Source organism: Sphingobacterium lumbrici (assembly GCF_006476045.1).
GTDB lineage: Bacteria > Bacteroidota > Bacteroidia > Sphingobacteriales > Sphingobacteriaceae > Sphingobacterium > Sphingobacterium lumbrici.
On record NZ_SRZY01000011.1, the window covers coordinates 492,617 to 517,185 of the forward strand.

The following is a 24,569-nucleotide window of genomic DNA, read 5'->3' on the forward strand; positions in this document are numbered from 1 at the left end:
CTCTCCTCAAAATATTGGTTTGCTAATATATGAATAATTTCTGTGTTGTATTGAATTATTTATAAAAATAATGTATTTATTTTGATTTTTCTTTAAAGAAGATTTGTAAAAATAATTGAATTCACATTTATTTCGCTTTTAAATACAAAAATGGAAATATCATTCAGTAACGGTGACGTATCAGCGAATAATGATAATTTGTGACGACTTCCCCATCTGCATACAGTGTTTTTTATGAATATGTATAAATTATGTATAAATAATATATTCCTGTTTGTTATGACAGGTACTGTTCTAGCGGAGCTTTTTCGTAAGACTATTCCCTGTCTAAAGGGAAATTCTTGTTGACGTACTGTTGAATTCGTTCGGCTCTACTGTAAATTTCTTGGGACTGTTGATGTACTCTGGTATACTGTTCGAATACGATCTCCCCATAGTCAAAAAAATCAGTTTGAATTTTGCGAATTTCGCCAAGTACCCCAAAAAAATCCTGCTGGTCCCGATCCAGCGAGATAATATCTACAGAAACCTCCTCATAGCGGCTGAATACCTGATGTATCAAGTCACAGCCTTCATCGTCCTGTTCATCAAACCAGTCTTCATTTTCATAGATATAGTCTGCCCAATCGTTGAACCAGGTCTGTTCGTCTACGATTTGTTTGTGCAGTTCAATAAGGTCTTCACGATGACTGTCGTGGGCTTGGTAGAAATCGGTAATATCGATGCTGAAGGGCTCTTCGATTACAGGTAGATCCACTTGGTCTACAAGTTTAAAAGCTGCTTCCAGAAAGTCCAGTTCCTGTTCTATAGGTAATAGTCTGTATTCGAGTTCCGTCGTTTTAATGTCAAGATCAAAAAGCGTATCCTTATGCTGTAATAGATTTTGTTTGGTTTCCCAAGATCTGTCGTGCATGCGGTAATAGGCTTCCAGGGCTTTGACCTCCAAATCCAGTGCTTTCTTTTTGAGGTCAAATTGAAGGATGATGGGGCGCAGTGGGTGTTCTTTTACAATTTCTTTCATTTTATTTGATCGTTAAGGCAGTAGCCGTTCTCAAAAGCAATACAATATAAGTTGTTTTTTTGAAATGGCAGCCGTTATTTCGATCTCGCTAGGGTGATCAGAAATAACAGCGCCTTTCCTTATGTATATTATGCCTTTGCATATTGTTTGTTACTTCTAACGGTTAGAAGTTCTATTCTTTGTTTCAGAAAATATTGTTCCGTAGAACTGTTTTTACACCACGTAGCTGGATACGATTTCGCTGTAGTTGGGCGTAGGATCGATGCCTATATAGGTGGCACGGAATTCGTATTCCCCAAACATCTCCAATCCCTCTATGGTGCAGGTTGATTTTGAGCTGAGCAGATCCGACCATGGAGCATCGCTTCCTTTTTTACGAAATTGGAACTGATACATACGGGCTCCTTTCCAGCGATCGACTTTTAGTTTGATGCGGGATGATCCTACTTGCTGGGGCTCGGCTACCAGGCGCTTGGCCTTCGGTGCCGGGCCAGCAAAGGATTGCGCTTCTTGGGTAGGCATAAAGCCAGCTGCCAAAATGATCGTAGGATCGTTGTGTGCAACCGTATCTACATATTTCGATAGTTCGCTGATTAAATATTCCAGCTCTTTTCTTTTTCCTCTCCGAATCAAGATGGCTCTTTTGTCCCGGTATGCCGCTTCAGTTGTTGATAGGCGAAAGTCTGTCAACGCTGTTTCGATCTCATTCAATTCGGGTACAGGGTCAGGGAAAATTGCTATGGCTTCTCCCATTTTTGTAACAATTTGTTCTGTATATTGCATCAGATCTGTGTCGCCTAACCTTTGTGATTGTGTTGTGGGTTTTCTCATTGTTCTAATTTTTTAAACATTTACATTTATTTTATAATTGTTGCAACGATACAAACATACGACGTGTGTTTGGCGCGGATGGGGTAATTTTGTGCCAATTTTGAGCATACCCCCAAAAACTTTTTGGCACAAAATTACCCCATGAATGATCAGATTTAAAACGTTTTTTTAGACAAAAAGTGGTTTATTTCTGTTTTGAAGCTGTTTTTTTAACTCGAAAACGGTGAGATAGTCCGGAAATTAAAAACGCGTACTAAAACAAAAAAGAAAGCAACAATACAAAGAGACACGATTATGTTGGGGCGCTGTCGCTGTATGTTTCTTTTTTGTGCTGGTATGCTATATCTTTTTAGAAATGCCTTTTCTTTTTGTACGGATAGCACGTTGCGCTGGAGCTGTATTATTCTGCGTCTTGCGCGTATGTTACGGCATTTGTCTCGTGCGAAGCAAAATCGTTGCTGTATATAAAGACAGCTTAGGGCAAGTTAAAAGCATTGTAGCTGTATTACCGTTTTTTCTTCTTTGATTTAATGTGCAGTTCGCGTTCTTTCGACGGTGAATGTCCGAAGAGTTGCATATATTGTCTGTAAAAATACTTTGCCGTAGAAAAGTGTAATCGAAAGGCTATGCCATCTACAGTCATTTTGGTGTCACGCAGCAGTTCTCGGGCTTTGTGCAGGCGGATGATCTGGATAGCGTTTTTGATGTTGGTATCTTTACCTTCAAAGGCGCGGTACAGGTTACGAACACTTACATTTAGGACTTCGGCTATTTTGTCTCTGTTGATATCTTTGTCCATATAGTTGTCACGGATGTAGAGTGTGGCTTGGTGATAGAGGGCAAGGTCTTCTTTTTGCAGTGCACGCACCTTGTCTTTCAGATCCTCATGATAGATGTCTATCAGCTGGCAAAGGTGGTAACAGATTTTATGCTGTAACGAAAAAGGGCTGGCAGTGTACTGTTTGATTTTTTCGAAAACCTGTTTTACACGGTATCCTATGTTTATGGCAGAAAAGGGCGGATGATCTGCTGTGGTGGAGGTGGCGAGTAGCGGCCATTCTGAAGTAAAGATCGCTGCGTCATCTATCTTTATGCCCATTAGTACCATCCAGGTTTTTCCGGCCTTCATCTGGATTTTCTGCGGTTTGTCCCTGCTGTAAAAGCCTATATATTCGCCGTTGGACAAGGTTGTTTGCGTTGTTGAAACCCGTTCGGAATGTCCGATGAACTGAAAGACCAGCCAGAAGCAGCTGGGAGGAAGCAATTCAAAATGCCAATCCGTCTCGAATAGGCCTTTGGTTTCGATAACATGAAGATCTTCGAAGTGTTTACTGGATAGGTAGTTTTTTTCGTCGCAGATGGCAGCATCTTCTGCCGTCATAAAATTCAAAAATAAGTTCTTAGGGCTGCTGCCGCTTATGGTATCTGTTGTAAATTGAGGTGTAATGATGATATCGTTATTGTACATAATTGCAAAAGGCACGGGTCTATCGCCTTAAGGTACGAAAAAAATATAAATCCTATCTGTCGGTAGCCTGAACCTACCAAAAATATACTTTGGCCGGATACCGTAAAAATACCCAATAGAAGGTGCTTTTTAGACACCTTCTATTATCTCCAACAATGGGAAGGTAAAAATTCAGATGGTTAATTAAAACCGGTAGGCGATAGACAACCCACTGCGGATCCCTGCCCATGGGCTTCTTAACACTTTAATGTTTGCGCCATCGGCATTTACATCGTAATCAATCTTGACGGACAAAGGCAAATCTTCCATATCAGTTTTTAGATCGGCCAGACTCTCGCGAAGTGCGGACTGTTCGTCTGCATCCAAAGCCATTTTACCGGATACACTTCCTTTAGCAGATCCGTATCCAGGGCCCATAATTCGCCAATCCAAGTGGATGTTGCGTGAGAGTTTGAAGTTGACACCACAAGATACGCCAGCGGTGAATGAGGTAAGATCTCCTTTTAATGGGATAGTTTCGGTACGGCTGTAGATACCAGTTTCCTCGATATCAAAGTCGAGCGGTAGGGAGGCACCATAGCTGGCGTACTTGACATAGGGAGCAATATAGAATCCTCTAAACGGCCCACGCTTGGATGTGTAAAAGCGTACTTCCGGTGTGATCGAGAAGTTGGAACTGCTAAACTCATCGATAAGCTGATTGAGCTCTTCATCGTCAGCAAAGTTTTTGATAGTTGATCTAAAGGGAAGTCCTTTGTTGGGGCGGATACTAATAGCGGCCGCTGCTGCAATACGATTGGTCAACATCCGTTCGTACTCAAATGAAAACTTACCTCCGAATAGCGACATTGCGTTGAATTTTACCATGTTAAGGCTCTCATTTTCTGTAGAAGGAATGGTTTGCGCTTGTGAATTACTGAGTACTAGTAATAGTCCTAGTAAGGGGACTAATTTTAAAATTTGATTTTTCATAACTTGACTCGAATTAATAATTAATTTCCAATATTGGTATTACCAAAGTTATCAAATTTCGTAACAAAAAAAAATGCCTAAAAGTAGGTATTTTCAACTTTTCTGTTTTCGTCATATTTATCTAACCATAAGAAACATACTCCTGATAGGTGAGGATAAACCGGATTTCCTGTCGTGGGGTTTTATAGCGGAATCCCTTGAACTTTATTATATTCGCTTGATATTGTAGTATATTAAGAATACTTGTAGCATTGCGTGCTCGTTACGCAACACTTTTGTTTTTGAACAGAGCTTAGGTGGGTTTATCTTTAAATAACTTTAATTTTTACGTTTTCAATGAAAATCACACAAATAGAAATCTATCGATTAAGTATTCTTATGGAGCCATTCGTCATTGCAACGGGTACAATGGATTATGCCCAGAATACGTTTATTCGAATTCATACCGATGCTGGCCTGTATGGTGTAGGAGAATGCTCGGCTTTCCCTATGATTGTGGGTGAAACACAGAACACCTGTATCAGCGTAGCACAGGATTTTGCGAAGATTCTGAAAGGTAAAGATCCATTGGCTATTGAAGATCGTCTCGCAGAGCTTAACCTCTATATTGCTGGAAATACCACTATCAAATCAGCGTTTGATATGGCGCTATACGATCTCGCAGCGAAGTATGCAAGTGTACCACTATATCAATACCTTGGAGGTAGCCCACGGGATATCGCAACGGATATCACCATTGGTATTTCTACGCCCGATGAGATGGCGACCAAAGCATTGGCATTAAAAAGTAATGGAGCCCTTGCATTAAAAATTAAACTTGGCAAACATCCACAGGATGATATTGCTCGGATCCGGGCGATCCGTCAAGCTGTTGGGTTTGATATTCCTATTCGTATTGATGCAAACCAAGGTTGGAGTTATGAGGAGGCCGTTGAAGCGTTAACGGGGTTAGAGCCGTATAAAATTCAATTCTGCGAACAACCCATGCGTACCCACAACGATCATTTAATGCCTGAATTGCGGATCCAAACGATTATACCTCTCATGGCAGATGAGTCTGTTTATTCGCGTTATGACGTAGATAGGTTGTGTAAAAGTGATGCTTGTGATTACATCAATATTAAATTTTCCAAATCGGCCGGGATTCAGGAGGCGTTGAAAATTCAAACTATAGCGGCAGAATACGGTATTCCTTGTATGATCGGCGGCATGTTGGAAAGCCGTTTGGCTTTATCAGCGAAGGTCCACTTCGCTTATGCCTCACCCAATGTTAAATTTTACGATCTGGATACCTGTATGATTGGACATTTGGAAGATCCCGTGGTAGGTGGTGTTCAGTACAACGGTTATCGTATTACGATCTCAGATGATATTGGAATTGGAGCGGATATGAAACCGGAGTTTTTGGACAGGTGTGAAAAGTGGGTGATATAGATTTATATATTTACAATTATCTGTACCTTTGTCCTACTTAATAAAAAGAAAATATTATGAGTTCACAAAAAGGTCCTATTTCCCAATTTTTGGAGAAAAATTACCTGCATTTTAATGCTGCAGCATTGGTGGATGCAGCTAAAGGATATGAAGCCCATTTGAATGAGGGTGGTAAGATGTTAATCTCCTTGGGTGGTGCGATGAGTACTGCTGAATTGGGTATCTCGTTAGCAGAATTGATCCGTCAAGATAAAGTAGCTATTATTTCGTGTACAGGTGCTAACCTAGAGGAAGATGTGATGAATCTGGTGGCTCACTCCCATTACAAACGTGTACCAAATTACCGTGATTTAACGCCGGAACAAGAACGCGAATTGTTGGATCAACATTATAACCGTGTTACGGATACCTGTATTCCGGAAGAAGAGGCTTTCCGCCGTCTACAAAAGCATTTAGAGGATGTTTGGCAAGCGGCCGAAGCAAAAGGAGAACGATATTTGCCACATGAATTTTTATACCAGGTGGTAAATTCGGGTGTGTTGGAACAATACTACGAAATTGATCCTAAAAACTCATGGATCGTTGCGGCAGCGGAAAAGAACTTGCCTATTGTCTGTCCGGGATGGGAAGATTCGACTACGGGAAATATCTTTGCTTCTAACGTCATCAAAGGAAAGTTAAAAGCCAGTACCGTGAAGTCTGGTATCGAATACATGATCTATTTGACGGAATGGTATCGGGCCAATTCAGGAGGTAAAGGTGTAGGGTTCTTCCAGATTGGCGGTGGTATCTCCGGTGATTTTCCAATCTGCGTGGTGCCGATGATGTACCAGGATCTGGAATGGGAAGATGTTCCTTTTTGGTCTTATTTCTGTCAGATATCGGATTCAACGACTTCTTATGGATCGTATTCCGGAGCTGTTCCAAATGAGAAGATCACTTGGGGTAAATTAGATATTGATACACCTAAATTTGTCATAGAATCTGACGCTACGATTGTAGCCCCTCTGATTTTTGCTTATTTATTAGGGCAATAATTGCGGTCTCGCAAATTTGCAAATAAGCGGATTTGCGAACCTTAAATAAATATATTATGATGAGCCTTTTAACGGATAACGCAGTAGCACTCCAGGCATTGATGTCGGAAACAATTTTTTCGACGGGATTTTCTGAGAAAGAGGATACTGGCTCATCTGTTTCTAATACAACTACAATTCCTCAGCCGAGCACAGTTACTGGTTCAGCTGAGGAATTTATATATCAAGGTGACAAGTCTACGGGTGTCCTTTTTATACTTCGATACCCCGAGTATCCCTATTTTTCACCACAGGCAGAAGATGCTTTTGTCAAGACGATAGGTGCACTACAACTTACAACGCATAATGTTGCGGTAGTCAACTTGGCAAATCCGCACAATCCCAATGATTTTAAGCTTATCATGCAGTTTTTTCAACCCAAGAAGATAACACTGCTCGGCGTCGAACCTGCTTCATTGAAATTACCGGCTATTGCCCATAATTCGTACATGAAAGGCAAGGTAGCTACCGTATTTAATACATTTAGTTTTGAAGAGATGTTTGTCGATGTGGAGAAGAAGAAGCTATTTTGGGGAGAGTTTAAGACTTTTATTGGGAGTTAGTGACTTGTGACTAGTGATTTGTGACTGGTGATTGGTGAACAGGGATTGGAAGTGGCGATGGTTAATGGCTAGTTTTCTAGCTTTGTAACCTTTTAACTTTATAACCTTTTAGCCTTTTCACTTATTACTTTTGATTTACTACTTTTTACGTTAAAACATGTTAGAATTAGTTTTTGCTACGAATAATGCTCACAAATTAGAAGAGGTACAACAGGTTGTTGGTAGCCGATTTCAAATCAGGTCCCTCGCTGATATCAATTGTCATGATGATATTCCAGAGACGGGAGACACCTTTGAAGAGAATGCAAAGCAAAAGACGGATTATCTAGTCAATAAGTATGGATTGTACTCTTTTGGGGATGATTCCGGATTAGAAATTGAGGCTTTGGATAACGCACCCGGTGTGTATTCAGCACGGTATTCGGGATCGCGGGATATGGAAAAAAATATTGATTTGGTATTGGAAAGCTTAGCGGATAATCCGAACCGTAAGGCACGTTTTCGGACTGTTATTTCACTTTTCTTGAATGAGCAACAACACTTCTTTGATGGAACAATCGAAGGACAGATTATTCAGGAAAGAAGAGGAGAGGGCGGTTTTGGATACGACCCTATTTTTATGCCAGATGGGTACGATAAGACATTTGCGGAGATGAGTGCAGCGGAAAAGAATCAGATTAGTCATCGTGCAATTGCTGTACGTAAATTAGCAGATTTTCTGAACGATTAAAGCTCTTCTTGCATGGCTTCGGTTTCTCGTACAGCTTCGATTGGATCTGTTTCGAGGGACTTACTTTCTGTTCCTTGTTCTGTTTGTTCCGTCGCCGGGGGTAACTCAGTTACTTCTTCGGCTTTTGGAGTTTCGCGCTTTCGATTGAGCAAATCTTCCTTCGAGGTTGGTCTATCCTGTGGCCGCCAGATAAAACCGGGCAATATCTCGTTCTCCTGATTTACCAACTTTAACGGATACACTTTTTGATCCACTTTTCGGACGGAAACATAATCTATGATTTTTTTGCCTTCCATTTTTATCTTTATCCGGGCCCCGCGATCATGGAACATTTCGGTAATAATGCCTAATTCTGCATTCTCCGTAAATATGAGATTTTCTGCATTGCCATCTACATACAATCGGTCGATATTGTTGTTGGTGAAAAATGCAGTTATTTTTCGTCCTTTTAGCTGGTTGAACCTTACTGTATCTAGCACGGCATTAACCATCATAGCGTTTTCTTTGAGCAAAGCATTATCCAGCTGTTGGTTTAATATCTGCATAAAAATAGTGTCTGCGGAAATCTGGGATCCCTGTGCCCAGATCATTGGTCGTCCCATAAAGCGAAACATGGAGTCTGCCATGCCATAATAAACAGAATCTGCTACGGCCTGTAGATCGGATTTAAACAAGCGTACATTATAATAGGCTTTCACGATCCGGGTACGTGCCGTATCAGATACGGCATTTATTGTCGTGCTATCACCCATAGAAATATTCTTTGTAGTGGTATCTTGGGTTTGTGCAACCTTTAGGGCATTGTTAAGGAGGCTATCTGCCTCAGATCCTGTGGGGATGACGGCATTTTGACGCATCAAACTATCCGCTTTTATAGTTGCTTCAATGGAAGGAGGCTCTTCCTTTTTACTGTTTTGTGTTTTCTTCGTTTGTATAACAGGTTTCTGCGGTATGCTTTTTAACGTACTGTCAGGAATGTTTTGTTGTAAAATATCAATTTTTTCCAAACTATCAATTACGGTTTTGCCCGAGTCCAGGTTTAGCGTTAGTGCAGCTGAATCCGTATCTAAATCTATTGAACCGGCATCTAAATCCGAATCATCATTATCTCCATAATCCACATCGTCTTCAACAATTAATTCTCCTCCACTGCGATCTAGTTTTAAATCGAGGGCAATATATTCTTTTAACGGAATTACTTTAGAGAATAGGGTGTCGGCGGTCAGGTACACCGAATCCATCTTTGTCTCTTCTTTAAGTTCTGGTGGCGTTATCTCACTTTCGATAGTGGCGATGCTGTCGGTATCTGCTTCCAGTTTTTCTTGTTTTTGCCATTCCTGCTGTGCCTGTCGGCGTTCGTGATGCGACTTTGCTTCAGCAGTATTTTCTGTACTGTCTATTTTTGCGTCATTATCTATGCTGTCGTTTTTGACCAATGTAATGATTAGCGGTTTTTCGGTCATAGTGATAGACTCGTCAGACTGTCGGTACAATCCAAACCCGCCGTATGCGTAGAACTTATCGAGCGTATCGACAAAAACAACATTTCTGTAGGCCGTGCCTATGCCACTTTCCCGTTCATAATGGAGGCTATCGCCTTTTAAGAACTTTGTGCCCTCGGTATAAAGATTGTTTTTGTTAAAATCAGCTATCCCTGTACCCGTATTATAATGCCCTCGTTCGGTGTACAAATTTTTCTCTTCCGTGTTATCTTTGATATTTGTCGGGCCAGAGAAATAGGTCATTTTACCCACTGAATTGTAACGCATACTATCCGTGTAAATCTTTACATTGGGTGTGCGTACAATTACCGTATTGCGAAAATAAGCATCTTTGGTGTTCTCAAAATAATATGCATTTTTGGAAGTAATGGTGTCGCCTTGGGAAACGATACGGCCACCGCCTGTATAGGTTCCTACTTTGGAGCGCATGTTGTAGGTGAGGAAATTGGTGGTCAATGTCGATGTACCATCTACCATTTTTACATTATTGGTCAATCGTGCGTGTTGCATAGCAGCATCGTAATGAAGCCTGTCTGAATAAATGACGGAACCTGAAGGTTGCGTGACTATGACATTCCCGAATGCTTCGAAAAACTGACGCTTTACTTCGTCTTCATAGATATAGCCGCTATCTGCAGATAAGGTGCTGCCTTTGTGTTCGTAGACCGGGCGGTAGAATATCATGTGTCCTGTTGTCGCATTGATTCGCCCACTACTGGCTGAGACCAAATTTAATCGGTCTTGTCCACCACCTTGTTGAACAGGAGTTCCCCCAATTGGGGTTTGACCAAAAGTAAGTTGTAAACCGACTACGAAAAAGATAAAAATCGACCAATATTTCACGAAGGCAAAAATATGTAAATAAATAGCAAAATAATGTTAATTGATGAATTTTCGTTCTCTCAGTAAGAAATCGTACGGTTATGTTTTTAAGGGGTAAGAGTTTGTGGTGAACGAAGGTTTAATTTAGACAGTTTATCGCTTACTAATTCCAAATTGTATTAGAAACCATTAATATCTGTAGTTTATCTTTTTGCCCTCGCCGGCGGGCAGCCTCCTTCTTTTCTCTCAAAAGAAGCAAAAGTCGTCGCTGTGCCGGCTCGCCAAAACGGTTCACCATTCCTGCTATCGGCGACCCACCAAGGCGACATTGATCTCGCATGTACCGATAGTGCTTCTATTTTTTTTTGTAAATCTTTGTACTCTAGCAGAATTTAAAAGAACGGCCTTAGCGGATTTGGATGTGCAGGCAGCAGATGATGTGTTGCAGAAACTTACATCTCAGCACTTAACCAAGCAGATCTCAGCCCTTAAAGTGGACTAGTGCGTTGGAGGCCTAAGAGCTGTGCACTGCATCATCGCGTCGCCGGAACGACAAATACGATATCAGCCTTGACTCCCTGCCTGCCGGCAGGCAGGTTTGCTTCTTTCTCGTCTAAGGAGAAAGAAGAAGCCCTGCCACGGCCAGTGGCGGAAGGGTAATGGCGATGGGTAGCTCAAAATTTGATTAAAAAATAGGTTCTTTTAACATCAACACCACTACAGTAAAATCGGATTGCATCGTTTTGTTTAAATCATTAAAATCAATTAATATTCACTAAATTTGGTTAATGGAACTTTTGGATCGTTTTAAGGATTACTGTGTTGAGAATGAATTGTTTGCTACTAGTGACAAGCTTTTGCTTGCAGTAAGTGGAGGACGTGATTCCATGCTGATGGCGACCCTGTTTTTGAAAGCGCAGATAAATATTGAAATTGCGCACTGTAATTTTGGTCTTCGCGGACAGGAATCAGATGGTGATGAAGCCTTGGTGCGGGACTTCGCACAACGGCATAAGGTGCCTTTTCATGTAAAGCATTTTGATACGGTTTCCTATGCCGAAATGCATAAGATATCCATTCAAATGGCGGCACGCGATCTACGGTACGCTTGGTTTGAGGACCTTTCGCGAGAATTGAGTTGCAGGTATATAGCGATTGCACAGCATAAAAATGATCATATCGAAACGGTACTGTTGAATCTGACACGTGGAACTGGACTTCAGGGACTTCAGGGAATCAAATCAAAACGTGATAATATTATTCGTCCGCTTTTGTTTTTGACGGCTGCAGAAGTAACTAGCGCCGTCGAAGAGCTAAAGGTGCCTTTTCGGGACGATTCTTCTAATTTTTCTACTAAATATGCCCGGAATAAGATTCGCTTAGATATCATACCTCAATTCGAATCTTTAAATACTGATTTTATTGATACGATGGATAAAAATATACAACGTTTTCAAGAAAATTATGTGTTACTCCAAAGTTTTATTGATCCGTTGCGCAGTCAGTTGTTTGAAACGGATACAGAGGGGCGCTGGAAAATTAAAAAGGAAGATCTGAGTAGGCAAAATATATCATTGTTATATGCACTTTTTGAACCTTTCGGGTTTTCCAAAAGGACACTTGAGGATTTGATACAAACACTGGAAGCCGAATCTGGCCGTATTTTCGAATCGAAGGAATATCAGCTATTATTAGACCGGACCTATGTACTTCTCAAAAAGAAAGATAGGTTAGCGACCGAATTGGAAGTTTCGGAAGATGCAACGGTCATTAACTGGTTAGATAAAACCTTCGAAATCCTGCTCTCGGAGCACACCGAAATTTGCCCGGATGTTCAAGTGGCGCAAATAGATTATAATAGACTTATTTTTCCATTGAAAGTTCGACCTTGGCAAGAAGGGGATGTTTTTTATCCACTGGGAATGCGGGGCAAAAAGAAACTGAGCGATTATTTTGTAGATCGGAAAATCAGTCTTTTTGATAAAAAGGCTATTCCGATTTGGGTGAATGGAAACGGAGATATTATTTGGATTAGCGGTTATCGCCTAGATGATCGGTATAAGATTACAGATAATACACAAAAAGTACTTACCTTAGTTTGTAAATAATAGATATGGACAAAGAAAATCTTTTTGTCGAAAGACAATATTTGGGAAGAGACAAAACATGGATCAGTGTGCGTCTTATTTTGGCATTGTTCTGCTTTATTGCCTACTACCTAAATTTAGATCATTTGGCGTCTAGGCAATTGTTTTTTATTGTGGGCGGGATTATCATCATCGTCTCTGTCGTCATGATGTATATGCTGTTGTATAAAACCTCGGTTACCCCAAATAATATAACGATCAGTGGACTGTGGTCTACCAGTCTGGTAAAAATTGATTTATCGTCGATTATCTCTGTTGAGAAGAAACGGTATAGTAGTTTTATATTTAATAATCCGGTGTACAATTTACATACTAAAGGTAAAATTCGCTTTTATGCCGGTGGAAAAGATGCTGTATGGCTGAAGGACCGTGATGGACTGGTTTATATTATAGGTACTCAGAAGGCAGAAGAATTGGCAAATGCGATTCATACGGCAAAGCGTGCAGCATCTTAAAAAATGTTAAGGATATTGACTCTGACATTTTTTTGACGCTTTCGTTTTTTAAAATTTTTATATTTACGCTAATTGAATGAAGGTATCTACTGCTGGAAGCAGGCTCCGGTCAGCTGCAGTACAACAAAATAATAGGTGCCCTTAATTAGAAAATAGAGAACATAAGAGATGACATTTTTATATTTTATTTTATTCACCATACTATTTTATTACGTTTTTAAGTTTTCGATGCGTTTGATCATGCCTTTCGCTATGCGTAAACTGGCGGAGCGTATGATGAAAAAAGCACAACAATCACAGCAATACACACATGGAGGGCAGAACCCTTTTGGACATTCGAATCCTTTTGGTGGTTATCAAGATCAATCGCAATCCCGTAAACCGGATAATAAAGTACATGTAGATTATGTTCCGCCGAAAGAGGAACCTAAAAAAAATGGAGCTGCAACAGCCGGAGAGTTTGTCGATTTCGAAGAAATTAAATAGTACTTTTGGCTTTTTCCCTGTTACTATGTGGCTAAAGCAATTATCCGTTTTAAATTTTAAGAATTATACAGAATCGACATTAGATTTTCTGCCTGAAGTAAATGCTTTTGCGGGGCAGAATGGGGCGGGTAAGACTAACCTATTGGATGCGATTCATTATTTATCTCTCTGTAAATCCTATTTTAACCCTATTGATTCACAACACATCAAAAAGGGAGAAGACTGGTTCATGGTGCAGGGCGAATTTGATACAGATGATCGCTTAGACAGTATATCCTGTAGTCTCAAGCGTAACCAAAAAAAGCAATTTAAGCGTAATAAAAAAGATTACCCACGGTTGGCAGACCATATCGGGCAGTTCCCCTCCGTGATGATTTCTCCGAATGATAGTATCATTATTACCGAGGGAAGTGAAGAGCGTCGTAAATTCATCGATAATGTAATTTCGCAAACGGACAACAGGTATTTAGATACGCTTATCACTTATAACAGGATATTACTTCAACGCAATGCTGTACTGAAAAATATTAAGGAAAGAGGTGTTTTTGACCTTGGTCTTATGGAGGTCTTGAATGTTCAGCTGGTAGATGTAGGCGAAATTATTTACGAGCGTCGCAAGCGATTTATGGCTTCATTTTTACCCGAATTTCAACGTCATTACAGCTTTTTGTCGGAGGGAGTAGAGGCGGTATCTCTTGAATACGAATCTCAATTGCATCAGAACGAGTTTCTCGCTCTTCTGAATCAAACTCTAGAAAAGGATCGGATATTAGAGCGTACTACTCAAGGTATCCATAAGGATGATCTGTCGTTTACGATTCATGGAGATATGCCGCTGAAAAAATTTGGGTCTCAAGGACAACAGAAGTCGTTTTTGATCGCGTTAAAATTAGCGCAATATAGCTTTCTGCAACGTGAAAAAAAGTATAAGCCTCTTCTGTTACTGGACGATATCTTCGATAAACTGGACGAAAAACGAACCAAGAAATTGATGCAGATGGTGTCTGAGGATGAATTTGGACAAATTTTTATTACGGATACCGATGCATTCCGGCTTGAGAAGATTTTTGAGGATATTGCCCAACCTATACGTATCTTTGCTATACAAGGAGGGACGGTAGATGTATAAGAAGAAACTAGAGGAAATTCATACCCGGGATGATATCAGTATGAAACAAGCCGTTGAAAAATGGCTTGAAGTTTTCAAATTGCGTAAAAAATTTGATGAATCTTCCATCGTTTCGGCTTGGCCCGAGATAATGGGTCCTTCTATAGCCAACCGTACACAACAGATTTATATTAAGGATAAGAAACTCTTTGTAAAGGTCGAATCTGCGGTGATCAAAAATGAACTGGCCTTAATGAGGAGGCAGATAATAGGTCGCGTAAACGAACATGTAGGACAGGTCATTATTGAAGAGCTGGTTATTCTGTAACTCTCGGTTGGTAAGTTTACAAGTAAAGTTCTAAATCGCCTTTTCCGTCCCGGATTACTTCAAATTCTCCATTGGTTAGGTCAACAACGGTGGAGGCAATATTGTCTCCGTATCCGCCATCAATAACCATGTCGACTTTATCTTCATACTTCTCGTAAATCAATTCTGGATCGGTCGAGTATTCTATGATTTCGTCTTCATCGTGAATGGAGGCCGTTACGATGGGATTTCCTAATTCTTTGACGATTTCTCTCACGATGCTGTTATCCGGAACACGTATACCTACCGTCTTTTTCTTTGAACTCAATAATTTGGGTACCTGATTACTTGCATTAAAGATAAAGGTAAAAGGTCCCGGTAATGCCTTTTTTAGTACGCGGAATACCGTCGTGTCAAAAGGTTTGGTGTATTGGGATATGTCCGTCAAATCGTAACAGATAAAAGACAAGTTAGCCTTATCGGGGCGGAGACCCCGAATGGAACATACACGTTCGATTGCTTTTTGATTCGTGATATCACATCCAATACCATATACCGTATCAGTAGGATAAATTATCACACCGCCTTTCTTCAAAATATCTACCGCTTGTTGGATAGCTTTTGGATTCGGATTGTCTTCGTATATCTTAATTAACATTTTATAAAATCAAAAGTAATAATTCAAAAATCAAAAGTAATAAGGTTAGAAAGCTAAAAAGCTAAAAAACCAGCCATTAACCATCGCCACTTCCAATCACTATTCATCAGTCCCTAATATCTAACCCCTAGTCTCTAACTCCGGCACCTCACTATACAATAAAACCGTCAAAAGTATAATTTGTTTTGACGGTTTTTAAGACCTTTGTATAGGTACTGATTAAAATTCAGCGTTGTTAGGTGTACGTGGAAAAGGAATTACATCTCTAATGTTGGTCATACCTGTTACAAAGAGTACCAATCTTTCGAAACCAAGTCCAAATCCCGCATGAGGAGCAGTACCAAATCGTCTTGTATCCAAAAACCAATCCATCTCTTCGGCAGGAATGCCTACTTCTTCCATGCGCGCTAATAATTTATCAAGATTTTCTTCCCGTTGTGAACCACCAACCATTTCTCCAATGCCTGGGAACAGGATGTCCATAGCACGTACAGTATGACGCCCCTGTGCATCCGGTTCATTTTGTTTCATATAGAAAGACTTGATTTCTCGCGGATAATCGATCAGGATTACCGGTTTTTTGAAATGTTTTTCAACGAGATAGCGTTCGTGTTCTGATTGCAAATCGGCTCCCCATTCATCAATCAGATATTTAAATTGTTTTTTCTGATTGGGTTTACTGCGCTTTAATATTTCAATAGCATCCGTATACGTTACGCGTTCGAAATTATTCGCCAAAACAAAGTTTAGTTTATCTACCAAATTTAATTCAGCACGCTCATTTTGAGGTTTAGATTTCTCTTCTTCTAATAAGCGACTTTTCAAAAAGTCAATTTCTTCTGCGCAATGATCCAGGGCATATTTAATCACATATTTCAATAGATCTTCTGCCAGATCCATATTGTCTTCCAACTCGTAGAAAGCCATCTCGGGTTCGATCATCCAAAACTCAGCCAGGTGACGCGTTGTGTTGGAATTTTCTGCACGGAAAGTCGGGCCAAATGTATAAATATTACCCAATGCCATGGCAGCAAGTTCCCCTTCCAGCTGGCCCGATACCGTTAAGTTGGTGGCTTTGCCAAAAAAATCTTCTTTATAGTCTATTTGTCCTTGCTCGTTGCGAGGAATACTGTCAAAATCAAAAGTAGTTACTTTGAACATTTCACCTGCACCTTCAGCGTCCGATCCGGTGATAATAGGTGTGTGCATGTAGACAAAATCTCTTTCATTGAAGAACTGATGAACTGCAAATGCTAATGCATTTCTTACTTTGAAAACTGCATTGAATGTTCCCGTACGAAAACGCAAGTGTGCTATTTCGCGCAAGAATTCTAAACTATGCTTTTTGGGTTGTAATGGGAATTTCTCCGGATCAGAATCACCTAAAATTGTTAGTTCTTCTACCTTAATTTCAACACGTTGACCTTTACCCAAAGATTCGACCAATGTTCCTTCTACACGTACAGCTGCACCAGTCGTTACCCGTTTTAATAAAGCTTCGTCTGTGTTCTCAAAATCAACTACTGCTTGGATATTATTTAAAGAAGAACCATCATTAATCGCTATAAATTGATTATTGCGGAAAGTTTTTACCCATCCTTTTACAATAACGTGTTTGCCGAATTCCTCGGATTTTAATAGTTCTTTAATACGTGTGTGTTCCATTTTTAGTACTGATATATTTGAATAGATGATACGCTGATAACCTATTGCGTTTTAATAAGGCAAAAATAGCGATTTATAGTAAGAAATGAGGGGTGTAAGAACAGAAAAAAGCCTCTGATTTTCAGAGGCTTTCTATAAACGGATTAAAAAGAAATTATCCTTTTAATACTTTAGTAACTAATTCGGCAGCTTCTTTTAATTGAATAGCAGAATAAACCTGTAATCCTGACTCGTCGATTAACTTTTTAGCTTCAGCAGCATTTGTACCTTGAAGACGTACAATGATTGGAACAGGAATGTTCCCAATTTCTTGGTACGCATCGATAACACCTTGAGCAACACGGTCACAACGAACGATACCACCGAAGATATTGATTAGGATTGCTTTTACGTTAGGATCTTTTAAGATGATGTTAAAGCCGGCTTTTACCGTTTCTGCATTTGCTGTACCACCCACATCTAAAAAGTTAGCTGGTTCCCCACCGGCTAATTTGATGATATCCATAGTTGCCATCGCAAGACCGGCACCATTTACCATACAGCCAACGTTACCATCTAATTTTACGTAGTTAAGGTTTGATTCTCCTGCTTCTACTTCTGTAGGATCTTCTTCTGTTACATCACGTAATGCTGCGTAAGCAGCATGGCGGTATAATGCGTTTTCGTCAAAGTTTACCTTTGCGTCAACAGCTAAAATTTTGTCATCAGAAGTTTTTAATACCGGGTTGATTTCAAATAAAGAAGCGTCAATTGAATCGTACGCTTTATACAAAGCAGCGATGAATTTAACCATCTCTTTGTGTGCAACACCGCTCAAACCTAAATTGAAAGCAATTTTACGAGCTTGGAAACCTTGTAGTCCTACTTTAGGGTCAATTTCTTCTTTGAAGATTAAATGAGGGGTAGTTTCTGCTACATGCTCGATATCCATACCACCTTCCGTAGAATACATGATGATATTGCGGCCTTGAGCGCGGTCTAATAATACAGAAACGTAGAATTCTTTTATTTCATTTTCGCCAGGATAGTATACATCTTGAGCTACTAAAACTTTACTTACTTTTTTACCTTCTGGTCCAGTTTGAGGAGTTACCAATTGCATCCCGATGATGTCGGTAGAACGTTGCAAAACTTCGTCGTGGTTTTTCGCCAATTTCACACCACCACCTTTACCACGGCCACCAGCGTGAATTTGAGCTTTTACAACAACCCAATCAGAGTTGAAGTCTTCTTTTAACTTTTTGGCAGCTTCAACAGCTTGCTCTGGAGTTTCTGCAAGAATTCCTTCTTGAACCCTTACGCCGAAACCTTTAAGTATTTCTTTTGCTTGATATTCGTGAATGTTCATCGATAAAAAATTTGGTGTAAAAGTAGTGTTTTTATTCGTAAGGGTCAAGGTTTTGTTAGTTAAAAAACTACTTTTTTCATCCTTGCAGATTGTGTTTTCAATATGGTGAAGAAGGGGCTAAGTTTCATACTTTTTGCTAACTTCGTGTTATGATATTGAAAGCAAGTAATATTTATAAAAGCTATGGTGAACTGCCCATTCTGAAAGGAGTCAGTCTGGAAGTGGAGAAAGGTGAGATTGTTTCGATCGTAGGGGCCTCTGGTGCTGGAAAAAGTACATTGTTACACATTGTCGGAACCTTGGATAAGGCCGATAAAGGGGAGCTTTATATCAATGGTTCTGCAATACATTCTCTCTCCGCTAATGCACTTAGTGCTTTTCGCAATGAACATATCGGTTTTGTATTTCAATTTCATCATTTGTTGCCGGAGTTTACAGCGTTGGAAAACGTTTGTATTCCCGCTTATATCAAAGGTCAAACACATACGCAAAGTGAAAAAAAAGCGATGGAACTATTGGACTTGTTAGGTCTAGCTGAGCGTGCAAAGCATAAGCCTTCCCAGATGTCTGGGGGCGAACAACAACGTGTTTCGGTGGCTAGAGCGTTGATTAACAATCCGTCCATTATTCTCGCAGACGAACCCTCGGGAAATCTAGATTCTGAAAATGCCTCATCCTTACATAATCTGTTTTTTCATTTGCGGGATACGATGCATCAAACGTTTATCATCGTGACACATAATGAAGAGTTAGCCGGTATATCAGACCGCACTATTCACATGCGGGATGGATTAATTTATTAAATTATGCAAAAGCTATTAATTACGTTCGGTACCCGGCCATTGGCAATCCGTCTGTCGAAGTTAGTGCAACAAAATTATGAGGTGCTTCTTTCCACTTCGGAGGAGGTGCCTTCGGTATTAAAAGACAAATACCTGACTATTCCGACAGGAACGAATCCAACTTTTTCGCACGAAGTACTCAAGCTTGCATTGGATCACAACGTGCAATTCATGCTCCCTTTGGGAGCGACGGAAGTACAAGCTATGGGTGAATCCATACAACTATTTGAAGAGTACGGTATCCGTGTGATTTGTCCTGCTAAAAATGAACTTATAGAATTGGATGTATTATTTGATCCAACGAAAGATTTACCTTTAAGTATCGTGTTGGATAGTGTAGATTTAATCTCAGGTCAATCCGTTACTTGCGCTGTTAATGGCTTGGGTATGGTTTCAGATTCGGGAGAAGATTTTGTTTTAGCAGTTTTGAAGTAATATGAAATACGCATGTTTCCCAAACCGGGCTTGCGAGTTCACAAAGTAATAATGCACAATGAATATTGAAGATATACCTTTAGATAAGGAAGTTTATTTATTTGAGGTCGATGATGTCTTATTTGCGAAGTCTGATTACGATTTACAGGTTTACTATCTCTTTGCAAACTTTATGGAGTTTACAACGGGATTTTTATCGGCAAAGGATTTAGTTGATTTTATGAAGAAAGTTTATGAAAACCAGGGGGAGGAATTTGTTTTTGAGGGGTTGAAAGAAGCGTTCGGAATTGATGAAAAATATAAGGAAAATTTGTTGCGATTAAACGTTAATGCCCAACTACCACTTAAATTAGTATTATTTAAAGAAGTGGAGGAATTGATCGTTCGACTTTTTACACAAAATAAGCAGGTTGCTATTTTAACAAAGGGTAATCCGGTCGAACAATTAAATAAGCTAAAGCATATAGATTGGGGAGAGGCAAATCGGTTTAAAAGTTTTCTTAAAGTTTATTTTGTAGATGAATTAAAGTTTAGATTTTTAGAGCCAATTGATTATATTGCTGAAGATTACGGTGTGAGATCCGTAGATTTATATTGTATTAACGCTGATTAGTCTTAAACAGGTGTCATGAAAAAATATGTATGGCTGATCTTAGGGATTGGTTTTTTAGGAATTCTTCAAAGTTGTAAAAAGAATCCTACAAAGATTGAGGATCCGGTTGAGGTAGACAAAGGCCCCGAAAGTGAATTCGAAAAAAAAGAAGCCATGTTAAAGGATTCTGTTTTTTATTACACCAAATTATTGTCTCTCTGGCAGGATTATATGCCTCCCCGTAACGTCAATGATATTACAAATAGCAGCATTTTACGATCTTATACGAGTAAATATGGAACCGCGGAGGATGTATTGGATTTCTTAATCGCTTTGACACCAAACGATCCTTCTACCAATAAACCAATAGATAGATTTAGTTTTTTAGACCGGGGAGGGCTTGTAAGCGGTGAGATTCAGAATGCGGTAGCAACTAATTATGGCATGTACGTGTTTTATTTACAAACACCGATGTCAGGAAATAATGCCCATTTGTATGTACGAATGGTAGATGTAAATTCTCCGGCTTATGAAGCGGGGATAAGAAGGGGTGATCGCATTTTGCTTATTGACAACAAATCGAATCTTGATTACAACTCACAGCAAAGTCAGGGGTTCAAAGGCATAAGCGAGGCATTGAACTCTTCCTCCATGAAGGTTAGATGGGTAACTCCTGATTCAAAAATCATAGAAAAGACAATTACGAGTAGCTTGTATAATTTTAATCCCATACTAAGCGATAAAGTATTTGATGTAAACGATAAAAAGGTAGGCTATTTGGCGTTTAGTTCATTCGTAAACATTGAGAATAAGGGTGTGCTAACAAAAATGTATACGGATTTTCAGACTATATTTCATTCTTTTGAGCAAGAATCCATTACGGAGTTAATAGTCGATCTACGCTATAATGGAGGAGGGGCGGTGAACACGGCAGAGTATTTAGCGGATAAAATAGCGCCTAGTTCGGCAGATGGTAAAAAAAAGTTTTACTATAAGTTGAATGAAGTGTTAGAAGAGTGGGAGTGGACAGAGCCGGGTGAAGAATTTGCTCCAGTCTATTTTGATAAAAGTGGAAGCCTGAACCTATCTAAGGTCTACTTTTTAGTTTCTAGATCTACGGCCTCAGCTAGTGAATTGCTTATTAATTCGTTAGTGCCTTATATGAACGTTCAGATAATAGGACCGGAAAAAACCTATGGGAAACCAGTTGGTTTCTTCGGTTTATATATGGATAAAGAGAAATCAGTTGAGCTTTACGCGACCTCGTTCCAAATGTTTAATGCCAATGATTTTGGAGATTATTTTGATGGATTGACCCCCAATAAAATCACCTATGAGGATTTTTTTAAAGAATTTGGTGATCCAGAAGAAGGCCTAATATCTGAGGCTCTTTATCATATTAAGAATAATAAATATCATACCGGAAGCACAGGAAACTCAGCTAGTTCTTCGAAAGAAGGATTATTGAGAGACAAAACTATTAATATTAAGAACATTGGTGAAAGAGCCCATGACTACGGTATGTTCAAGTTTAAGGGCACACACTTGAAAATAAAATAGTATCTTTGAGATATTAACTTAAAGTAACCTTTGATGACAAAGCCAAATAAGCCAGCGACGATAAAGGAAATAGCGAGAAAGCTTAAAATTTCACCTTCTACAGTCTCTCGTGCACTCAACGATCATCCAAGTATTGGGCTTGTGACGACCATGCGTGTTAAGGAAATGGCTGTAGAGTTAAATTATGAACCCAATCAGACGGCCATATTTTTTAAGCAGCGTAAGACATTTACAATTGGGGTTATCTTGCCGACGTTGTCCGAACCTTTCTTTTCACTAGCAATTAGCGCTATAGAGACTGTTGCCGAAGAACATAAGTATACGGTACTTTTGGGACAATCCTTAGATAATGAAGCGCGGGAACTTCAAATTATCAATTCGTTTAAGAAACATCGTGTAGATGGAATATTGATGTCCATGGGTAAAAATACGACAGACTTAAGCTTTATTGAGATGTTAAGAGCTGCAGACATTCCAATCGTATTTTTTGACTGTGTGCCGGAGTTGGATAATGTGGACAAGGTTTATAGCGATTTATCTTCCGGTATGGAGGAAGCGATAGAGGCTTTTGTCTCTAGGGGGCATCGGCGCATAGCACTAATTAATGGGCCGGATACGTTGCTTGCTTCTAGTGAGCGGACAGAAGCGTTCAAAAGTGCGCTTAAAAGGTTTGATATCGTGATAGACGAAAAATATATTGTTCATACGGATTTAACGGAAAAAGGAAATGAGGATGCGATGGAGCAATTATGTTCGTTGTCCGAACGACCTTCGGCGGTGGTGTCTTTTAATGATTTTGTGACATTAGATGTGATGAAGTATGCACGTCACAGGGGGATTGTATTAAGTCAAGATATGCATTTTATTAGCTACGCAAATTATCCATTGTGGAAATATATTGAAAATCCCCCAATAGGAAGCATTGAACAATATCCGGATAAACAAGGTGGTAAGGCTGCGGAAATTCTTTTTGATATCCTGACTTCGAAAGAAGAACTTGAACCGGAAAATACCGTTTTCCCTTCTAAATTGGTGCTAAAATAAAAGGCGCGGTTTTTATAAAAACCGCGCCTTTTATTTTAGCTAGCAGTAAGCTTTTACAAGTGAATTACTTCACCGTATGCATCTGCAGCTGCTTCCATGATAGCTTCGCTCATTGTAGGGTGAGGATGTACCGATTTGATGATCTCATGGCCAGTCGTCTCCAATTTTCGGGCTACAACTACTTCAGCGATCATTTCAGTTACATTAGCTCCGATTAAGTGAGCTCCTAAAAATTCGCCGTATTTCGCATCAAAAATAACCTTTACGAAACCATCTTTTGCACCAGCTGCTGAAGCTTTTCCTGAAGCGGAAAATGGAAATTTACCCACTTTGATCTCGTATCCAGCTTCACGGGCGGCTTTTTCTGTATAGCCTACCGATGCAATTTCAGGAGAACAATATGTACAGCCCGGTATATTATTATAATTGATAGCCTCTACATGAAGACCTTTAATTTTTTCTACACAGGTAATTGCTTCCGCTGATGCTACATGGGCCAAAGCCTGACCTTTTACAATATCGCCAATAGCATATACACCATCAATGTTTGTTTTGTAAAAGTCGTCTACAACTACGCGGCCCTTATCAACTTTTACGCCGACTTCTTCAAGTCCTAAATTCTCAATATTTGGAGAAATACCAACAGCAGATAAGACCACTTCAGCCTCGATTACTTCGTTACCTTTTGCTGTTTTAATATTAACTTTAGAAAGATCTCCTTTTGTGTCAACAGATTGAACTTCCGATTTCGTTAGAATTTCAATACCTGCTTTTTTGAGGGATTTTTCGAGTTGTTTTGATACTTCTTCATCTTCAACAGGAACAATACGATCCATGAATTCTACAATCGTAACCTTAGTTCCTATTGTATTGTAAAAATAAGCAAATTCAACACCAATTGCTCCAGATCCTACGACAACCATCGATTTGGGTTGTGTTGGTAAGTTCATCGCTTGGCGGTATCCGATGATTTTTTTTCCATCTTGAGGAAGGTTAGGTAATTCTCTAGAGCGAGCACCGGTAGCAAGAATGGTATGTTTTGCCGTGTACTCTTTTGTCGAACCGTCTGCACCTTTTACAGCTATTTTACCACCTTTTTTGATTTTGGCAGTACCCATGATCACATCGATCTTATTCTTTTTCATTAAGAATTGAATACCTTTGCTCATCCCGTCTGCAACACCACGGCTTCGCTTTACGATAGCACCAAAGTCAGCTTCTCCACCTTGTACTTTGATACCGTATTCTTCAGCATGATTTAAATATTCAAATACCTGAGCACTTTTTAATAATGCTTTAGTTGGAATACATCCCCAATTTAAGCAAATACCTCCTAAAGCTTCGCGCTCCACAACAGCAGTCTTAAAACCTAATTGAGCAGATCGGATAGCAGCTACATAACCTCCAGGACCACTTCCGATGACGATGATGTCGTAGTTCATATAATTAATGATTTTGTGTCTTTTACAATAAAATTCAAAAATACATTTTTTTTTTGGTAGC

23 protein-coding genes are annotated in these 24,569 nt (G+C 39.6%); 14 read left to right on the forward strand and 9 right to left on the reverse strand.

All coding sequences use genetic code 11. From position 1 onward, the window contains the following. Positions 1-316 precede the first annotated feature (316 nt). The 4 genes from E4F24_RS04325 to E4F24_RS04340 all read right to left on the reverse strand — a co-directional run bounded on the left by E4F24_RS04325 (position 317) and on the right by E4F24_RS04340 (position 4,292). Positions 317-1,021 carry a hypothetical protein gene (locus E4F24_RS04325; RefSeq protein ID WP_140937441.1) on the reverse strand — a complete coding sequence of 235 codons (705 nt, stop codon included), beginning with the start codon at positions 1,019-1,021 and terminating at the stop codon, positions 317-319. Positions 1,022-1,234: 213 nt separating this feature from the next. Next, positions 1,235-1,852 (reverse strand): hypothetical protein, encoded by a 618-nt coding sequence (locus tag E4F24_RS04330; protein WP_140937442.1) that lies wholly within the window; start codon positions 1,850-1,852, stop codon positions 1,235-1,237. A gap of 505 nt (positions 1,853-2,357) precedes the next feature. Beyond that, positions 2,358-3,320 (reverse strand): helix-turn-helix domain-containing protein, encoded by a 963-nt coding sequence (locus E4F24_RS04335; RefSeq protein ID WP_140937443.1) that lies wholly within the window; start codon positions 3,318-3,320, stop codon positions 2,358-2,360. Between the two features lie 183 nt (positions 3,321-3,503). Then, the gene (locus E4F24_RS04340; RefSeq protein WP_140937444.1) at positions 3,504-4,292 is read right to left on the reverse strand and encodes a DUF3575 domain-containing protein; all 789 of its coding nucleotides are present in this window, start codon (positions 4,290-4,292) and stop codon (positions 3,504-3,506) included. Positions 4,293-4,628: 336 nt separating this feature from the next. On the opposite strand from E4F24_RS04340, the gene E4F24_RS04345 reads away from it, so the two are divergent. The 4 genes from E4F24_RS04345 (at position 4,629) to E4F24_RS04360 (ending at position 8,095) form a co-directional block, all read left to right on the forward strand. Further along, positions 4,629-5,726 carry a mandelate racemase/muconate lactonizing enzyme family protein gene (locus E4F24_RS04345; RefSeq protein ID WP_140937445.1) on the forward strand — a complete coding sequence of 366 codons (1,098 nt, stop codon included), beginning with the start codon at positions 4,629-4,631 and terminating at the stop codon, positions 5,724-5,726. 56 nt (positions 5,727-5,782) lie between these two features. Further along, a complete protein-coding gene (locus E4F24_RS04350; RefSeq protein ID WP_140937446.1) occupies positions 5,783-6,763 on the forward strand; it encodes a deoxyhypusine synthase family protein in 981 nt (326 codons plus the stop codon). Between the two features lie 56 nt (positions 6,764-6,819). Beyond that, positions 6,820-7,365 carry a hypothetical protein gene (locus E4F24_RS04355; RefSeq protein ID WP_140937447.1) on the forward strand — a complete coding sequence of 182 codons (546 nt, stop codon included), beginning with the start codon at positions 6,820-6,822 and terminating at the stop codon, positions 7,363-7,365. Between the two features lie 157 nt (positions 7,366-7,522). Then, positions 7,523-8,095 carry a non-canonical purine NTP diphosphatase gene (locus tag E4F24_RS04360; protein ID WP_140937448.1) on the forward strand — a complete coding sequence of 191 codons (573 nt, stop codon included), beginning with the start codon at positions 7,523-7,525 and terminating at the stop codon, positions 8,093-8,095. On the opposite strand, the gene E4F24_RS04365 is transcribed toward E4F24_RS04360, so the two are convergent. Continuing rightward, the gene (locus E4F24_RS04365) at positions 8,092-10,440 is read right to left on the reverse strand and encodes an OstA-like protein (protein ID WP_235891144.1); all 2,349 of its coding nucleotides are present in this window, start codon (positions 10,438-10,440) and stop codon (positions 8,092-8,094) included. The two genes, E4F24_RS04360 and E4F24_RS04365, sit on opposite strands and share 4 nt — an antisense overlap. Before the next feature lie 767 nt (positions 10,441-11,207). Between E4F24_RS04365 and tilS the strand changes: the two genes are divergently transcribed. The 5 genes from tilS (at position 11,208) to E4F24_RS04390 (ending at position 14,943) form a co-directional block, all read left to right on the forward strand. Next, entirely contained in the window at positions 11,208-12,527 is a 1,320-nt protein-coding gene (gene tilS, locus E4F24_RS04370) for a tRNA lysidine(34) synthetase TilS (protein ID WP_140937449.1), read from the forward strand. Positions 12,528-12,532: 5 nt separating this feature from the next. After that, entirely contained in the window at positions 12,533-13,021 is a 489-nt protein-coding gene (locus E4F24_RS04375) for a hypothetical protein (protein WP_235891145.1), read from the forward strand. A gap of 168 nt (positions 13,022-13,189) precedes the next feature. Continuing rightward, positions 13,190-13,507, forward strand: coding sequence for a DUF4834 family protein (locus E4F24_RS04380; protein WP_140937451.1), 318 nt, complete (start codon positions 13,190-13,192; stop codon positions 13,505-13,507). Between the two features lie 25 nt (positions 13,508-13,532). Further along, a complete protein-coding gene (gene recF / locus E4F24_RS04385; protein ID WP_140937619.1) occupies positions 13,533-14,636 on the forward strand; it encodes a DNA replication/repair protein RecF in 1,104 nt (367 codons plus the stop codon). Then, positions 14,629-14,943 (forward strand): DciA family protein, encoded by a 315-nt coding sequence (locus E4F24_RS04390; RefSeq protein ID WP_140937452.1) that lies wholly within the window; start codon positions 14,629-14,631, stop codon positions 14,941-14,943. The genes recF and E4F24_RS04390 overlap by 8 nt, the downstream gene beginning before the upstream one ends. Positions 14,944-14,959: 16 nt before the next feature. On the opposite strand, the gene E4F24_RS04395 is transcribed toward E4F24_RS04390, so the two are convergent. The 3 genes from E4F24_RS04395 to sucC all read right to left on the reverse strand — a co-directional run bounded on the left by E4F24_RS04395 (position 14,960) and on the right by sucC (position 18,593). Further along, complete coding sequence (locus tag E4F24_RS04395) at positions 14,960-15,580, reverse strand: L-threonylcarbamoyladenylate synthase (protein ID WP_140937453.1); 621 nt, start codon at positions 15,578-15,580, stop codon at positions 14,960-14,962. A gap of 219 nt (positions 15,581-15,799) precedes the next feature. Further along, positions 15,800-17,245: an asparagine--tRNA ligase gene (gene asnS, locus E4F24_RS04400; protein WP_140937454.1), complete on the reverse strand. Its 1,446-nt coding sequence runs from the start codon at positions 17,243-17,245 to the stop codon at positions 15,800-15,802. A gap of 154 nt (positions 17,246-17,399) precedes the next feature. Then, complete coding sequence (gene sucC / locus E4F24_RS04405; protein WP_140937455.1) at positions 17,400-18,593, reverse strand: ADP-forming succinate--CoA ligase subunit beta; 1,194 nt, start codon at positions 18,591-18,593, stop codon at positions 17,400-17,402. A gap of 152 nt (positions 18,594-18,745) precedes the next feature. On the opposite strand from sucC, the gene E4F24_RS04410 reads away from it, so the two are divergent. The 5 genes from E4F24_RS04410 to E4F24_RS04430 are packed head-to-tail and all read left to right on the forward strand — an operon-like array spanning position 18,746 to position 23,066. Continuing rightward, positions 18,746-19,396: an ABC transporter ATP-binding protein gene (locus E4F24_RS04410; RefSeq protein WP_181182376.1), complete on the forward strand. Its 651-nt coding sequence runs from the start codon at positions 18,746-18,748 to the stop codon at positions 19,394-19,396. 3 nt (positions 19,397-19,399) lie between these two features. Beyond that, positions 19,400-19,870 (forward strand): hypothetical protein, encoded by a 471-nt coding sequence (locus tag E4F24_RS04415; protein WP_140937457.1) that lies wholly within the window; start codon positions 19,400-19,402, stop codon positions 19,868-19,870. Positions 19,871-19,928: 58 nt separating this feature from the next. Continuing rightward, positions 19,929-20,483, forward strand: a complete 555-nt coding sequence (locus E4F24_RS04420) for an HAD family hydrolase (protein ID WP_140937458.1) — start codon at positions 19,929-19,931, stop codon at positions 20,481-20,483. 15 nt (positions 20,484-20,498) lie between these two features. Further along, positions 20,499-22,022, forward strand: coding sequence for a S41 family peptidase (locus E4F24_RS04425; protein WP_140937459.1), 1,524 nt, complete (start codon positions 20,499-20,501; stop codon positions 22,020-22,022). A 33-nt stretch (positions 22,023-22,055) separates the two neighbouring features. Then, positions 22,056-23,066, forward strand: a complete 1,011-nt coding sequence (locus E4F24_RS04430; RefSeq protein WP_140937460.1) for a LacI family DNA-binding transcriptional regulator — start codon at positions 22,056-22,058, stop codon at positions 23,064-23,066. 53 nt (positions 23,067-23,119) lie between these two features. On the opposite strand, the gene lpdA is transcribed toward E4F24_RS04430, so the two are convergent. After that, positions 23,120-24,508 carry a dihydrolipoyl dehydrogenase gene (gene lpdA / locus E4F24_RS04435; protein ID WP_140937461.1) on the reverse strand — a complete coding sequence of 463 codons (1,389 nt, stop codon included), beginning with the start codon at positions 24,506-24,508 and terminating at the stop codon, positions 23,120-23,122. Positions 24,509-24,569 lie beyond the last annotated feature (61 nt).

Excerpts from the sequence above, each read along its gene's own strand:
- E4F24_RS04395 (WP_140937453.1), bottom strand. The coding sequence starts at position 15,580 with ATGTTAATTAAGATATACGAAGACAATCCGAATCCAAAAGCTATCCAA.
- E4F24_RS04345 (WP_140937445.1), top strand. The coding sequence starts at position 4,629 with ATGAAAATCACACAAATAGAAATCTATCGATTAAGTATTCTTATGGAG.
- recF (WP_140937619.1), top strand. The coding sequence starts at position 13,533 with ATGTGGCTAAAGCAATTATCCGTTTTAAATTTTAAGAATTATACAGAA.
- E4F24_RS04390 (WP_140937452.1), top strand. The coding sequence starts at position 14,629 with ATGTATAAGAAGAAACTAGAGGAAATTCATACCCGGGATGATATCAGT.
- E4F24_RS04340 (WP_140937444.1), bottom strand. The coding sequence starts at position 4,292 with ATGAAAAATCAAATTTTAAAATTAGTCCCCTTACTAGGACTATTACTA.
- E4F24_RS04330 (WP_140937442.1), bottom strand. The coding sequence starts at position 1,852 with ATGAGAAAACCCACAACACAATCACAAAGGTTAGGCGACACAGATCTG.
- tilS (WP_140937449.1), top strand. The coding sequence starts at position 11,208 with ATGGAACTTTTGGATCGTTTTAAGGATTACTGTGTTGAGAATGAATTG.
- E4F24_RS04425 (WP_140937459.1), top strand. The coding sequence starts at position 20,499 with ATGAAAAAATATGTATGGCTGATCTTAGGGATTGGTTTTTTAGGAATT.
- asnS (WP_140937454.1), bottom strand. The coding sequence starts at position 17,245 with ATGGAACACACACGTATTAAAGAACTATTAAAATCCGAGGAATTCGGC.
- sucC (WP_140937455.1), bottom strand. The coding sequence starts at position 18,593 with ATGAACATTCACGAATATCAAGCAAAAGAAATACTTAAAGGTTTCGGC.
- E4F24_RS04335 (WP_140937443.1), bottom strand. The coding sequence starts at position 3,320 with ATGTACAATAACGATATCATCATTACACCTCAATTTACAACAGATACC.
- E4F24_RS04415 (WP_140937457.1), top strand. The coding sequence starts at position 19,400 with ATGCAAAAGCTATTAATTACGTTCGGTACCCGGCCATTGGCAATCCGT.
- E4F24_RS04360 (WP_140937448.1), top strand. The coding sequence starts at position 7,523 with ATGTTAGAATTAGTTTTTGCTACGAATAATGCTCACAAATTAGAAGAG.
- E4F24_RS04375 (WP_235891145.1), top strand. The coding sequence starts at position 12,533 with ATGGACAAAGAAAATCTTTTTGTCGAAAGACAATATTTGGGAAGAGAC.
- E4F24_RS04350 (WP_140937446.1), top strand. The coding sequence starts at position 5,783 with ATGAGTTCACAAAAAGGTCCTATTTCCCAATTTTTGGAGAAAAATTAC.
- E4F24_RS04420 (WP_140937458.1), top strand. The coding sequence starts at position 19,929 with ATGAATATTGAAGATATACCTTTAGATAAGGAAGTTTATTTATTTGAG.
- E4F24_RS04325 (WP_140937441.1), bottom strand. The coding sequence starts at position 1,021 with ATGAAAGAAATTGTAAAAGAACACCCACTGCGCCCCATCATCCTTCAA.
- E4F24_RS04430 (WP_140937460.1), top strand. The coding sequence starts at position 22,056 with ATGACAAAGCCAAATAAGCCAGCGACGATAAAGGAAATAGCGAGAAAG.
- E4F24_RS04355 (WP_140937447.1), top strand. The coding sequence starts at position 6,820 with ATGATGAGCCTTTTAACGGATAACGCAGTAGCACTCCAGGCATTGATG.
- E4F24_RS04380 (WP_140937451.1), top strand. The coding sequence starts at position 13,190 with ATGACATTTTTATATTTTATTTTATTCACCATACTATTTTATTACGTT.
- lpdA (WP_140937461.1), bottom strand. The coding sequence starts at position 24,508 with ATGAACTACGACATCATCGTCATCGGAAGTGGTCCTGGAGGTTATGTA.